At 36.7% G+C, this 13943-nt stretch carries 12 protein-coding genes; 8 read left to right on the top strand and 4 right to left on the bottom strand.

Annotated features, from left to right (window positions below; genetic code table 11):
* Positions 1 to 166 precede the first annotated feature (166 nt).
* The gene (locus DMC01_RS04325) at positions 167 to 355 is read right to left on the bottom strand and encodes a hypothetical protein (protein ID WP_142693064.1); all 189 of its coding nucleotides are present in this window, start codon (positions 353 to 355) and stop codon (positions 167 to 169) included.
* A 260-nt stretch (positions 356 to 615) separates the two neighbouring features.
* On the opposite strand from DMC01_RS04325, the gene DMC01_RS04320 reads away from it, so the two are divergent.
* The 3 genes from DMC01_RS04320 (at position 616) to tcuB (ending at position 4133) form a co-directional block, all read left to right on the top strand.
* Entirely contained in the window at positions 616 to 1326 is a 711-nt protein-coding gene (locus DMC01_RS04320) for a thioredoxin domain-containing protein (protein WP_142693063.1), read from the top strand.
* A gap of 118 nt (positions 1327 to 1444) precedes the next feature.
* Positions 1445 to 2974, top strand: coding sequence for an FAD-dependent tricarballylate dehydrogenase TcuA (gene tcuA, locus DMC01_RS04315; protein ID WP_246059012.1), 1530 nt, complete (start codon positions 1445 to 1447; stop codon positions 2972 to 2974).
* A 10-nt stretch (positions 2975 to 2984) separates the two neighbouring features.
* Positions 2985 to 4133: a tricarballylate utilization 4Fe-4S protein TcuB gene (gene tcuB, locus DMC01_RS04310; RefSeq protein WP_185908694.1), complete on the top strand. Its 1149-nt coding sequence runs from the start codon at positions 2985 to 2987 to the stop codon at positions 4131 to 4133.
* 687 nt (positions 4134 to 4820) lie between these two features.
* On the opposite strand, the gene rseP is transcribed toward tcuB, so the two are convergent.
* Both rseP and pgsA read right to left on the bottom strand, forming a co-directional pair.
* Positions 4821 to 5927 carry an RIP metalloprotease RseP gene (gene rseP / locus DMC01_RS04305; protein ID WP_142693062.1) on the bottom strand — a complete coding sequence of 369 codons (1107 nt, stop codon included), beginning with the start codon at positions 5925 to 5927 and terminating at the stop codon, positions 4821 to 4823.
* Positions 5924 to 6478 carry a CDP-diacylglycerol--glycerol-3-phosphate 3-phosphatidyltransferase gene (gene pgsA, locus DMC01_RS04300; protein WP_142693061.1) on the bottom strand — a complete coding sequence of 185 codons (555 nt, stop codon included), beginning with the start codon at positions 6476 to 6478 and terminating at the stop codon, positions 5924 to 5926. Before pgsA ends, rseP begins: the two co-directional genes overlap by 4 nt.
* Positions 6479 to 6964: 486 nt before the next feature.
* Here pgsA and DMC01_RS04295 point away from each other — a divergent pair, with 486 nt between their 5' ends.
* From DMC01_RS04295 to DMC01_RS04275, 5 genes are all read left to right on the top strand, one after another.
* Complete coding sequence (locus DMC01_RS04295) at positions 6965 to 8884, top strand: TonB-dependent receptor plug domain-containing protein (protein WP_142693060.1); 1920 nt, start codon at positions 6965 to 6967, stop codon at positions 8882 to 8884.
* 222 nt (positions 8885 to 9106) lie between these two features.
* Positions 9107 to 10249, top strand: a complete 1143-nt coding sequence (locus DMC01_RS04290; RefSeq protein ID WP_185908692.1) for an ABC transporter substrate-binding protein — start codon at positions 9107 to 9109, stop codon at positions 10247 to 10249.
* Positions 10227 to 10562: a hypothetical protein gene (locus DMC01_RS04285; RefSeq protein WP_142693058.1), complete on the top strand. Its 336-nt coding sequence runs from the start codon at positions 10227 to 10229 to the stop codon at positions 10560 to 10562. The genes DMC01_RS04290 and DMC01_RS04285 overlap by 23 nt, the downstream gene beginning before the upstream one ends.
* Before the next feature lie 400 nt (positions 10563 to 10962).
* Complete coding sequence (locus tag DMC01_RS04280; RefSeq protein ID WP_142693057.1) at positions 10963 to 11967, top strand: FecCD family ABC transporter permease; 1005 nt, start codon at positions 10963 to 10965, stop codon at positions 11965 to 11967.
* Complete coding sequence (locus DMC01_RS04275; RefSeq protein ID WP_142693056.1) at positions 11960 to 12718, top strand: ABC transporter ATP-binding protein; 759 nt, start codon at positions 11960 to 11962, stop codon at positions 12716 to 12718. The genes DMC01_RS04280 and DMC01_RS04275 overlap by 8 nt, the downstream gene beginning before the upstream one ends.
* Positions 12719 to 13180: 462 nt before the next feature.
* Here DMC01_RS04275 and DMC01_RS04270 read toward each other — a convergent pair whose 3' ends face one another.
* Complete coding sequence (locus DMC01_RS04270) at positions 13181 to 13813, bottom strand: MarC family protein (RefSeq protein WP_142693055.1); 633 nt, start codon at positions 13811 to 13813, stop codon at positions 13181 to 13183.
* Positions 13814 to 13943: the final 130 nt, after the last annotated feature.

Genomic DNA, 13943 nt, shown 5'->3' with positions numbered 1-13943 from the left:
GGCTTAAACTTGCTTTGATTAAAGCTTAGCATTTGAGATCCTAGTTTATAGGCTAGGGAGTTTTTAATCCTTTCTTTTGCATTCATTTGTGTCCTTTTTTAGTTTTTTAGTTTTTTAGTTTTTTATTTTAAATTTGGCTTGAATTCAAGCAAATTTTGCTTTAAATTCAAGCTAAGCTTATTTTTGAGTTTGGCTTGTCATTGTAACTGTAACTTGTCATTTTAAACATAGCGACCCAGTAGATTGCAAGGCACAGCCGAAACAAAAAAGCTCTATACTTGTCATTTTGACCGTAGCGAAAAATCTCTTTTAAATTACTAGATACTTCGCTTGTGCTTTGTTGGTTTAAATTCAAATGCTCGTTTAACTTTGCTTTGAATTTAATTGAAATTCAAAACCTTGCTACTTAAAAGCTAAAATTATAACACAAAATCTTTTTTTTTTTTTTTTGAAAAAATGGGGAAAAGTGGGAAAAAGGTTGGAAAAAATTTGAGCTAAGCTTGAAAAAGTTGAATTTAAGGCTTGAAGTTAAAGGCCTGCATTGAATTTTAAGCATTTAAGGGCTTAACAACAGTTTAAAAAAGGATCTTATAATTTCGGCAAAAAGGATCCAGTATGAAAAAATTTATCTTTGTGCTTGTGTTTTTAGGACAGTGCTTTGCTTTAAGCGATAAAGAAATCAGCTCATTTTATGAGCCTTTAATTAAAACTCAGTTTCCAAAGGCAAAGCTTTTGGTAGGAAAAAGACAAAGGCTAGAAAATGGCTTTGAAAGCGTTGAGCTTGTCATTAAGAATGAGGGGCAAGAAAGCAGTGAGCTTATTTTTATCAAGGATGGCTTTATCTTTCCTGACATAATTGATGTCAAAAACAAAAGTTCATTAAGAGAAGAATATGAGTTTAAGAAATTTGAAAGCCTAATGGCAGACTTTAAAAAAAGGGCTCAAAACTCACTTAAAAACGAAAAGCAGCTAATATCCCTAGGAGATGCCAATAAGCCAAAAATTTATGTATTTTCAGATCCTATGTGTCCTCACTGTCAAGCACATTTAGCAAGGATAAATGAGGAGCTTAAACAGTATCAAGTAAATTTTGTCCTTGTTGGGATCTTTGGTGAGCCTTCTTTTAATAAAATCGCTCAGATTAACACAGAAATAAAAAATGCCAAAACCGATGAGCAAAAACTTGCTATCTTAAAAAAGTATTATGATAAAAACACCAAAATTCCACAAGCAGACAAAAAGGCTTACGATGAGGCAGTTGCTTTAAGCGAAAAATATGCTAAATTAGGACTTCGCTCTGTGCCAACCTTTGTAGAGCTTAAATAATAACTTTTTTGTTACAAAAATTCACACAGCTTTAAAAAAAGAGCTGAATTTTTCTCGATCCTAAGACCTTATATTGTAAAATGTTACTTTGATTACTTAAATTTGAGGGAGCGTAGAGGTGAAAGAATTAGAATTTGACATAGTTGTCATAGGTGGGGGAAATGCAGCCCTTTGTTCTGCTCTTAGTGCCGTTGAGACAGCTTTGGACTGTGGAAATGAGGCAAAGTTAGTTAAGCTCTTAAAAGAGGGAAGCTTAAATGAAAACTCAAATGAAGATCTAAAACTCTCAAAAGACAAATTAAGATCCTTTGCTACCAAGCCCCTCAAAATCGCCCTTCTTGAAAGCTCCCCTCAAAAGTGGCGAGGGGGCAACTCCCAACACACCAGAAATCTCCGCTCTATGCACGATGCTCCAACAGATGTGCTTACTCAAAGCTACAGCGAGGATGAGTTCTTTGAAGATGTATTTAAGGTTACCAAGGGACAGACAAATGAAGAATATGCCCGTTTTGTCATCTCCAAAACCCCTCAAATTGTCGAGTGGGCTAAGAAATACGGGGTCCGCTTTCAGCCCTCAATGAGAGGCACACTTCATCTAGGACGCACAAATGCCTTTTTTTTAGGTGGTGGCAAGAGCCTTGTGAATGCTTATTTTGCTGCAGCTAAGAGGCTTGGGGTTGAGATTTTTTATGAATTTGAAGCCTTGAATTTAAGGGCTGAAAATGGGGTTTTAAAAGAAATCGCCGTTCTTGATAAGGCTACAAACACAGAGTATAAATTCAAGGCAAAAGCCTGTATCATTGCAAGTGGGGGCTTTGAGTCAAATTTAGAATGGCTTGAAGAGGCCTGGGGCAAGAAGGCAAGAAATTTCATAGTAAGAGGTACTAAATTTAATCAAGGCAAGATGCTAAAAGCCCTTCAAAACATAGGTGCAAAGATCATAGGCGATGCAACCCAAGGTCATATGGTGGCAATTGACGCAAGGACTCCAAAATATGACGGAGGCATAGCCTCTCGCGTGGATTGCGTCTCCCTTGGCATAGTGGTAAATAACAAGGCTCAAAGATTTTACGATGAGGGAGAGGATTTTTGGCCAAAGAGATATGCCATTTGGGGACGCCTTGTAGCCCAACAAGATGAGCAAATTGCCTACTCCATCACAGATGCCAAGGTGCAAAGTGCCTATATGCCCTCTCTTTTTCCTCCCATCGTTGCAAATTCTTTAAGTGAGCTAGCCCAAAAGATAGGACTTGACGCAAGTGCTTTGGAAAAAACCGTAGCTGAGTATAATGACAAGGTAGTTGATGGAAACTTTAATCACACAGTGCAAGATGATTGCCACACCAAGGGCTTGGAGGTAGAAAAGACACACTGGGCTTTAAGGCTTGATACACCGCCCTTTTACTGCTATCCTTTAAGACCGGGCGTTACCTTTACTTATATGGGCGTTAAGGTTGATAAGGAGGCTAGAATTTTCAAGGATGACGAGGAAAAATTTGAAAATCTCTTCGCAGCAGGTGAGATAATGGCTGGAAATATACTAACTCAAGGCTATGTGGCTGGCTTTGGTATGAGTATAGGAAGCGTGTTTGGAAGATTGGCTGGCAGGGCTGCTGTAAAATGCTTGCTTAAAGAAACAAGTGCTTAAAGGAGTTAGAATGCAAGTTTTTAATAAAAGTATAGGACAAGGTGCCTTTGAAAAGCTCTTAGAAAAAGGCGAAAAGATTAAATTCAAAGAAGAATACACAAACGCCTTACAGTCTTGCATAATTTGCAATTCCTGTCGCTACTGTGAGGGGCTTTGTGCTGTCTTTCCTGCTATGGAAAAAAAGCGTGAATTTCATATAAGTGATTTGGATTATCTATCAAATCTTTGTCATCAGTGTGGGGAGTGCTTTTATGACTGTCAGTATGCACCTCCGCACGAATTTAATGTCTCAATACCTCAGCAATTTGCAAACATTCGTCAAAAAAGCTATCAAAAATACGCCTTTTTAAGCCCTTTAAGCAAGGCTTTTGAGAAAAATGCTCTTTTTACAAGTGCTATCTTGCTTGTGGCTTTGTTCTTGGGCTTTTTTGTGGCAAGTGGGATTGACGGTGCTTATGCTGCTGAGGCTAGGGGGGATTTTTATAGGATTATCCCTTATAATTATATGGTCTCTATCTTTGTGGTGGTGGGCGCTCTTAGCTTTTTTGCCTTATGCGTTGGCTTTGTGAGATTTGGACGGGCTATTTCTTTAAAAGGCGTGAATTTTGCTGTCTTTTGGCAAAGCGTGAAGGACACCTTAAGCCTTCGCTATCTTGGGGGGCATAATGCTGAGGGTTGCACCTATCCTAATATCGCTAGAAGCAACACTCGCCGCTTTTTTCATCACCTAACGGCTTATGGCTTTTTGTTTTGCTTTATAGCTACGAATTTGGGGGCATTTTACTCGCACATCTTAGACATTCACGCACCTTATGATTTCACTCAAAGCCCCAAAATCTTTGGCTTTGTGGGTGGGCTTATGCTCTGTCTTGGAAGTGCTGGGCTTTTGTGGCTTAAAATGATAGCTGATAAAGAACTTGTGGATAAAGACAGCGTGGCTATGGATTATGCCCTTATTATAATGCTTTTTTTAAGCTCTTTTAGCGGGCTTGTGCTTATGGTTTTTAAGGATAGTTCTTTGCTTGCTTATACGCTTTATTTTCATTTAAGCACTGTTTTGGCATTTTTTGTGATGATTCCTTACTCAAAATTTGTGCATATTTTCTACCGCTTCATCGCACTTTTGAAATATAATGCGGATGAAAGAGAACATAGCTAGGAAGCTTAGCGAAATCTAAGCAAGTTTCAAATTTAAGATTTAAAAATCTTGATTTTTTGCATAAACTTGTCATTTTAAACTAGATTTTTAAAAAAACATTGCTTTTTATTATATAAACTTGTCAAATTTGATTGCTTTGAAAAACAAAGACAAGCTGAAAAATCTCTTTTTATAAAGAAACTAGGCTTTATAGAGGACACTTCGTTTGTGTGAGAAAATAGGCTTTGCAAAAGAAGTTTAGTTTTCTAAAACAGCTAGGCTTTGTAGGAGAAGTTTCGTTTAGATAGCTTGCTTGGTATTCAAACTTGTCTCTCTTAGTTTGTAAAACAAACAAACTTTTATTCTAAACAAAGCTCGTTTTTAGGTTTTTTGTTTTGGCTAAAATGCTGGGCAGCAACGCTTAATATGAGAAAAATTTAAGGCTTTTTTAGCAAACACTTTGCTTGATATTAGAACAATTTAAGGCTGAACTTAGCAGTGATTTTGCTTTGCAGTCAAAGAGTTGTAAGGCAGTTGGCATAGCCTAAGATACACCAAATTCAACGCTTTAATCTACAAAAAAGCCTTGTAAATTAAGATTCTATTTTTTTTATTCTTTTACAGAGTAAAAAAAAGAGCAGTTAAGGCAAGAAGCCGGTTAATTCTTTTGTAACTTCTTAGCTAAAAAGCTACTTATGCAAATGAAGCCTAGAAATTCCCCAAACGCATTATGTCATTATAGGTAGCAAAGAGCATTATGCTTAAAAGTAAGGCCATTCCTCCATAGCTTAGATATTCAAAGATCCTAGGAGGCACCCTTTGTTTAAAAATTAGCTCATAAAGATTAAAAACTATATGCCCTCCGTCTAAAACAGGAATGGGCAAAAGATTTACTATGCCTAAATTTATAGAGATCAAAGCAGTGATTAAAAATAGCACCACAAGCCCACTTTGAGAAGCCTTGCTGGTAAAATCCACCATAGTAATCACCCCTCCTAAATTCTTAGGATCAAGCTCACCCACCACAAGCTTAACAAGCCCCTTAAAGATCAGCATAGAAGCATTGACACTTTGCTCATAAGCATAGCTTAAAGCCTCAAAGCCTCTATGATAAACAGTAACAAGCTCCCCACTTGCACTGATGCCAATTAAAGGCTTTTGAATTTCTTGCATAAAGTCATTATAGCCCTTGCCAATAGTGGGGGTTAGATTTATATTTAAAAGCTCGTTGTTTCTTTTCACAGTTAAAAGCAAAGGCTCTAAGCCAACAAGCTTTGAGATCTCATCAAAGCTTTGAATTTTAACCCCATTGATAGCCAAAATAAGATCCCCACTTTGTAAATTCGCTCTTGCTGCGGCTGAGTTTTCTTGCACTGTGCCAATTTGAGCTGCCAATTTGTTTTCTCCTAAAAAGCCTATGCAAATATAAAGTAAAAATGCCAAAAAGATATTAAAAAAAGGACCTGCAAAGAGTATGTAAATTTTTTGCAAGGGACTTAAAACGCTGTAACTATCCTCTTCTAAGACCTCCTTGCTAGGATCTAGATCATCTTGTCCCTTTAATCTCACATAGCCTCCAAGTGGCAAGGCTGAGAGGCAGTATTTTGTGCCTGCTATTTCTTTTTGCATTATAGCTTGTCCAAAGCCTATGCTAAACACCTCAACCTTGATCTTCAAGGACTTAGCTGCTAAAAAATGTCCAAGTTCGTGAAAAAAAATAAGAAAAGAGATGACAAGCAAGGTTACAAAAAAGCTAAAACTATAAAAATACACCCCAAGGGCTAGTATGATAAATAAAAAGATCAAAGATTTCAATTTCTCTCCTTTAACCGTTTAAGATAAACAAAGACATATTCAAGCCCTGAGTAGATGGTCAAAACAAGGGCTATTAAAAGTAAAAGCTTATCCACATAAAATCCAAAATCCCAACGCATAATCAAAAAGATCACAGCTACTATCTGAAAGGCTGTTTTAAGCTTAGCTGCAAAGGAAGCACTTAGATCTATGTTCTCAGCTAACATGATCACCCTAAATCCCGTGATGAAAAACTCACGCACTAAAATTATATAAATAGCCCAGGCTATTAAAAGACTAAGATCAGCTCTTACTAAAAGTCCCAAAAAGGCTGCTAGGATAAGCATCTTATCAGCCAAAGGATCCAAGATGGCACCAAGTTTGGTCTTTTGCCCCCAAGCCCTTGCTATAAAGCCATCGAAAAAATCACTCAAAGCAGCTAATCCAAACACAAGGGCAGCAAAATAATCCACCCAGCTTTGATGAATGCCATTAAATTCAGCACTTAAAAGAAAAAAGAGCAAGGGGGCAAGCACTATCCTTAAGGATGCTAAGAAATTTGGTAAATTCATTCAAAGCCTTAATTTTTTGGCTAATGATAGCTAAAAATGTTAAATTTATTTAAATTTAGCCTTCTAAAGCTTATTTAAAATTAAGGCTTTTTATTGAGGGGTTTTAAAAAGTCTTTGTTAAAAGCCTTGATATTAATAGCTAGCTTTATCGCTTTTAGTTTTTTAAACTTGTAAAAACAGCTTGAATTTGCAAGGTAAAAAATTTAGGCTATTTTTCAAAAAAGTATTGATTTATCACTCTTAGCTTATGGACAAAGAAGCCATAAATTCAAGGCATTTTTCCATAAATTCGTGGATTTTTAGCATACGCTTGCAATGACAAAAATAACAAATATGGTATTTTGTTTAAAATCAATGGTTTTTTAAAATAGAGTTAAAATTTATATAATTTAATTACAAAATTACAAAAACTGTGCTAATATTTCGTTTTTAATACATCCGCTTTAAGCTTGATTTTTAATAAAATTTAATCTAGGCTGGATAAAGATGAAGCCTTTTATATTAATCTTTACGCTTTTAAGTGTAAGTTTAGCGCAAGAGCTTAACTCTGTAAAGCTAGAAGCAGTTGAGTTAAGCACACAAATGAATAGATCAAATCTAAGCTTTTACATAAATGATATTAAAAACACAAATGCTGATAATATAGCCCAGGCCATAAAAGAAGTGCCCGGAGTTTCATTTTTAGAAGCCACGGGAAATAGAAACGAGGCCTTGATTCAAATTAGAGGCTTTGGTAGATCTCAGGTGAGTTATTATTTAGACGGCATTCCTATGATGGAGATTGAAGGAAGGCGGTCTGTGCTTGGTGAGTATAGCACAGTTGGGATTTGGGGACTAGAAATTCAAAAGGGCTTTGTTTCTCCTCTTTATAGCCTTATGAGTGCTGTTAATATGAGCTCTTATAAGCCTTCAAAAGAGCTTGAATTTAACATAAATGCAAGGTATTTAAATCCAAATGAGCTTAAAGGGGGTATGAGTATAGGCACAAGGCAGGCTAAGTTTTATCTTCAAATTGATCAAAGCTACAACAAAAGAAGCACCTTTCCTTTATCCACAAATTACAAAGAAAGAACATCTGATAATCAAACAAATGCCCATCAAAATGCTTATATAATTAAGCTTAAAGCAGGGTTTACTCCAAATGAGGATCATGATTACTCCATAAATTATATCTATCAAACAAAGGAAAAAGGAGGTGCTGGGGGGAGTTGGAATTGGCCTAGATGGGATAAAAGAACGGTTTATTTGCTTGGTACTTCATATTTTAATGAGAATTTATCCTTGGATACAAGGGCTTTTTATGATAGGTATTTTAATATCATAAATGCACCAAGCTTTAACTCAAACTACGATGATAGCACTATGGGAGCTAGCTTGAATTTAAATTATGATCTAAGCTTAACTAAGTCTTTTATGATGGGTGTAAAGCTAAAACAAGATGAACACAAGGAAAATTACAGCAAGGAAAGCCTTATTAAAGAGCTACAAACAGGTGCTTTTATGCAATATACTCAAAGTTTTTCTCCATTTCGCATTTTACTAACAACAAGCTATGATAAGGCTCATATGCTTGAGCTTTTTGTAAAAACAAGATCAGATACCCTAACACAAAGACAAGATACACCTGGCTTTTTTTCTTATCAAGCAGCCTTGTATTTTGATCTTTTTGAAGGACAGGTCATTCATCTTTATGTAGGCAAAAAAAATGCTCCGCCAAGCTTTGCAGCCCGTTTTCCTTCATCTTTGGGAAGAGGGGTTAGTAATGCAAATTTATTTAATGAAAGTTCTATAAATTACGAGCTAGGCTATGAACTTTCATTTGAGAGAGCTAAAATTTTAGCATCTTTATTTTATAGCAAGCTCATAGATATGATCATTCAACAAGATCTGCCATCAGGGTGTTCTTATAGCAGTGGGTGCTATCAAAATATAAATGCTAATACGGGGTATATGTATGGCACAGAGCTTTCATTAAGTCAGAGCTTTTTTGAAGATAAGATCTCTATAAGCACAAATTATAGCTACGGCCAAAAAAGAGCAAAGGGGCTTGGCAAGGATAATCTTAGCGGATCTAAGATCACAAACTACCCAAATCATATCTTTAATGCAAGGCTAAGTTTAAAGCCTCTTAAACAGTGTCAAATCGTTATAAGTGGTGTCCTAGAAAGTGCTAGGTATTATAACAGTGCCTCAAATACAGTTTTTAGTCAGTATGAGGGCTATACTAGAAATAATAATTTTTTTAGCCTTGATTTAAGAATTAATTACGAGCTTGCAAAGAAGTTTGTGCTAAATGGGGGAGTGCTTAATCTAACAAATAGGGATAATTACATAAATGACGGTTCAAGAATGAGTGATCATTTGCAAGGACGTAGGTATTTTGTGGGCTTTGATTATGGCTTTTAAGAATTAAACTTAAGATATTTTAAATCAGCTAAAGGCATCAAACGCCTATAAATTTAGGCTCATTATGCTTTAATAGGATTTTCTTTTATAAATTTTAAGGCTCAATTAAACTTAATAGAATTTTTTCTTATCCATTTTAATAAAATTTGACAAAGACCTTGTCCTATAAAGACTTTGTATAAAATAGGCCTTATGAAAGAACTGCTAATGAAAGGAAGATTTATGAAGAAGCTTTTAAGCTTTATCCTTGCTTTTTTTATCGCATTTAGCGTCTTCTCTTATATAAGCGAAGAAAACTTACAAGAGAATGAAATTTTAACTCAAGATCATACAAATTCACAAGCTTTAAATTCAAGCACAACTCAAGCCTCAAATGATGATTTTATGGCATCAAGCAAAATGTTGACTTATTTAAATGTAAATGAAAACTCTTTAAATCAAGCTATAAATTCAAATCAAGATCAAATGCCAATCACAAGGGTCTTTGCCACTATATCCTCTCTTACTGCCTTGCTTGAGCTTCTTTATCCTCAAGGAATGATAGGGCGAAATTACAAGCCCTACCCAGAGGACATACCCTTTATGCCACAAGGCGTGGCTAGCTTGCCTGTGCTTGGTGCTCGCACAAGGATAAATTACGAAGCCTTGCTTGCCTTAAAGCCTGAGCTCATTATCTTTGATAAGCTCTCATTTAAGGATTTTAGCAAGCCTTACGAGGCTCTTGGCATTAAAATTTTACAAGCCGATCATGATTTTTCAAGCCTTGATGCAACAATTAAGGCTTATGGGGAGGCTTTGGGGGTGCAAGAACGAGCAAATAGGCTTTTAAGCTTTTATAACAAAACGCAAAGTTTGCTAGATGATTTAAGGGACAAAATCACCAAAAAGCCTAGAATTTACTTTGCCTTTGGGGTAGAGGGACTTCATAGTGTGTGCGTTAAAAAGGGGCAAGATGATGATCTAGCCACAGCGATAGGAGGTGAAAATGTCATTAAATGCGAGCAAATCACCACCTCGGTAAATCTTTTGCCAATGAGCTTTGAAACTCTCATAGCCTTAAATCCTGAGGCGATTTTCGTGAGAGAAATAGGACTTTACAAGGACTTAAAAGAAGGCAAATTAGAGCAGTGGCAAAGGCTAGAAGCTATTAAAAACGGACGGTTTTATTACGCACCAAGTAGTCCAAGTAATTGGCTAAACAGACCGCCAACGGTAATGCGAATTTTGGGCTTTCCCTGGGCTTTTAGCAAACTTCACTCTGAACTTTTAAGCGAAAACGAGGTCAGGACTTTGGCAAAGGAATTTTTTGCTGAATTTTTACGCCCCATAAGCGATGAGGATTATGACAAATTGGAGGGAAAATAAGTTGAGCGAGTTTTTGGCTTTGAATTTAAAAAGAAATTCAAATAATTTGCTGAATTTACTTTTAAATTCAGCAAGTTTTAAAATAAATTCACGCAAAATTGCCGAAAAATCTGTGAATTTAAAAATAAATTCAAGGATTTTGGCTGAATTTTTAGGGAATTTTGGCAAAAATTCAAACTTTGTCATTCTAAGCGAAACGAAGAATCTCAAAATCCCACTTGTCATATTAAGCAAAGCGACCCAGCAGGTTTCAAGGCTTAGCCGAAGCAAAAATATCTCAAAACCTTTGTCATATTTGAGCGAGGAAGTGTAGCGAAGAATCTAGGGCTTGAAGGGAGACTTTGATTTTAACTGTGGATTCTTCGCACTTGATACGCTCAAAATTACAAAGTGTGGGCGAGAATTCGTGAAAAATTCACAAATACACTAAAAAATTCATGTCTTTTTGTGAATTTTAAGGCAAGTTGCGAGACGTGGAACACATCAAAGCAATTCACTAAGGGGCAAAGCCATGTTTTTAAACACAAATTCATATCAAAACAAAAACTAAGTGATTGTTTCGCTACGGTCAAAATGACAAAATGTCGCAAAACTCAAGCCCACAAAATGCCAAAAAATTCACAAAAACCGTGAATTTTTACCAAATTTTGCAATATTTTTCTAAAAAAAGGATTTGAAACTATGATAAAAAATAACAATAAAGGCTTCAAACTATGCTAAAATCAAGCTCGCATAAGATTTATTTTTTAATTTTCATAGCCCTTTTGCTTGTAGCATTAGCCCTAGTTGCTATGCACCTTGGAGCTGTGAAATTAAGCATTAGCAAGGCTTTTGAGCTACTATATAATCCTGATAATTCTAAGGAAAGTTTTGTTTTACACCACAGCCGAATCCCACGAATCATCGCTGCCATCATCATCGGCGGGGCGTTAAGTCTCAGCGGGGCGCTGTATCAAGGCGTTATCGGCAACCCTTTGGTAAGCCCCGGCATTTTAGGCGTGTTAAGCGGGGCAAGTTTTGGGGCGGTTTTGGCTATGATGCTTGGCTTTAACCTACTTGGCATAGAACTTTTTTGCTTTATTTTTGGACTTGTGGCTATGCTTTTTGCACTTTTTTTGTCCTTTGCCTTTGATAGAAACAAAACGATTTTAATGCTGATTTTAGGGGGCATTATTTGCTCATCCTTCTTTGGTGCGGGACTTAGCGCACTTAAAATACTCGCCGACCCCTACAACACCTTGCCTAACATAGTCTTTTGGCTTATGGGATCCTTAGCCTACATAAAAGAACTGCCCCTGCTCTTTGTGGGCGTGGTGTTTGTTAGCATTTTCACGCTCTCAGTGCTGCTTTCAAGGCAAATTGACATCTTAAATTTGGACGAAGAGTCCGCCCGTTCGCTTGGCATAAGCGTTCGCAAAATGCGTATCGTATTTATAGTCTTTGCCACGCTTTTAGCAAGTGCTAGTGTCGCGTTAGCTGGGATGATAGGCTGGATAGGACTTGTGATGCCTCACATTTCACGCTTTATACTCGGTGCAAATCACCGCTTTATGCTTGTTGGCTCGGTGCTTTTGGGGGCATTTTTCCTACTTTTTTGCGACACCATCGCCCGTAACGCCGCAATGAGCGAGATTCCCATAGGCATCATCACAAGCGTCTTTGGCGTCATCATCTTTTCGACCGTCTTGCTTGTAAGCAAAAGGAAGCACTATGATTGAGCTTGAAAATGTCTCTGTTAGCATAAATGGCAAGGCTTTGCTTGAAAATATCAGCTTTAAAGTGCTTAAAAATAGCATTGTGTGCGTGCTTGGCAAAAACGGCTCTGGCAAATCCACGCTTTTGCGGACGATTTTAGGGAATTTAGACTACACAGGCTCTTGCAAGATAAAGGGGCTTGAAAATCGCTCGTTAAATGAGAAAAAACGGGCGCAAATCATTAGCTATGTGCCGCAAAATCAACACATTATCTTTCCTTTCACCCTGCTTGAGGTGGTTTTAATGGGAAAATTCGCAAAATCAAGCCTTTTTGCCTACACAAGGACTCAAAAAAGCCAAGCTTACTACATTTTAGAAAGCTTTGGCATAGCACATTTAGCAAACCGCCTTTTTTACTCGCTCTCAGGCGGAGAAAAGCAGCTTGGACTCATCGCAAGGGCTTTAATTAGCGACAATGAAATCATCGTTTTGGACGAGCCTGTAAGTGCGCTAGACATATCTTATAGCTTCAAACTGCTTGATTTAATCGCAAATTTTAAGGATAAAACCATCATTTTAAGCTCGCATTTTCCCGAGCAATGCTTTATTGCTGATAAAATTTTAATGATAAAAGCAGGGCGAATTTTCCGCTACGCAAGCAGGGCTGAATGCTTACAAACGCCCTACATAGACGAGCTTTACGACATAAACACGACCGCCACTGCTTTGCCAAATAGTGCTACTTATTTTTCTCAGTTTAAAACTAAGTTGTAAAATCACACTGTTTCTTGGTGTATTTTTACTTTGTGCTATGTTTTCAAAATTTGCTAGATGTGAAACAAGAGCCTTTTGTAAGGTATCTTGCAAAAATTCACAAAAATTTAAGCCAAAAATGTCAAGGTGAAAATTCAGATCCTGCTTAAATTACGAGATATTTCGCTACGCTCAATATGACAAGGATTTAGAGATCTTTTTGCTTCGGCTATGTCTTGCAATCGCTGGTTTGCTTTGTTCAATATGACAAGGATTTAAAAATATTTTTGTTTTGGCCACTCAATCTGCTGGATCGCTTGGCTTAATATGACAGAGATTTAGAGATGCTTCGCCTCACTTTGTATGAAAAAATTGTCATTTTAACCTTGCAAAGCAAGAAACCCCTTTTAGCTTTCAAACACTTTGTTTATTTTAAAACTTATCCTTCATTTAAAAAAAGCTTAAATATATTTTAAATTCGGACTAAAGATTAAATATATCCTTAATCCCAACTATGATCAGCTTAACCCCAATAGCCATTATAAAGACCTGTGCTATGCGTGAGAGTATGTGTAGAATCAAGGTGCCTATGACTTTTTCTATGGTAGCAGCAAAGTGAAAAAGCACAAACATAAAGGCAAAGGCAAGAAAGATAGCCCCTGTTGTCATAAAAATAGTGCTATCCTCAGAAAGCACAACAGCGGTTGAAAGCGTGCCAGGTCCTACAAGCATAGGAAAGGCCATTGGGATTATGCTTTTTTTCAAAAGCTCATTTTCGCTTAAATCCTTATAGTGCAAGACATCTCGCTTTTTAGCAGGAAAGAGCAGATTTTTTGCAGACATTAAAACTAGGATTAGCCCTCCTGCTATGCGAAGATCATCTAAGCTTATATTAAAGACATATTTCATTATGAAAGGACCTGAGTATAAGAAGATGATCACAATGGCAAAGGCTGTATAAAGTATCTTTCTAAAAAGCCTTTGCTTTGAGCTAAGTCCTAGCTCCTCTGTCATAGCCATAAACTGAGGCAAATTGCCAAAGGGATTAAGCACAGCAAGCATAGTAATGGATGCTAAAAACACACTATAAAGCCAAGATTCAACATTTAAAAACATAGTTTCACCTTAAAAAATTCACAGTCACACAAGGCTTTCTTAAATTCAAAGAATTTAACGCTATTCAAGCTTAAATAAATTCACGGTTAAAAATACAAGATTTTCTTAAAATTAAAGAATTCAAACCTAC

The organism is Campylobacter troglodytis, from assembly GCF_006864425.1.
In the GTDB taxonomy this organism is placed as follows: domain Bacteria; phylum Campylobacterota; class Campylobacteria; order Campylobacterales; family Campylobacteraceae; genus Campylobacter_D; species Campylobacter_D troglodytis.
The sequence above is the reverse complement of the archived record's forward strand: the minus strand, read 5'-3'. Positions and strand labels throughout refer to the sequence as shown.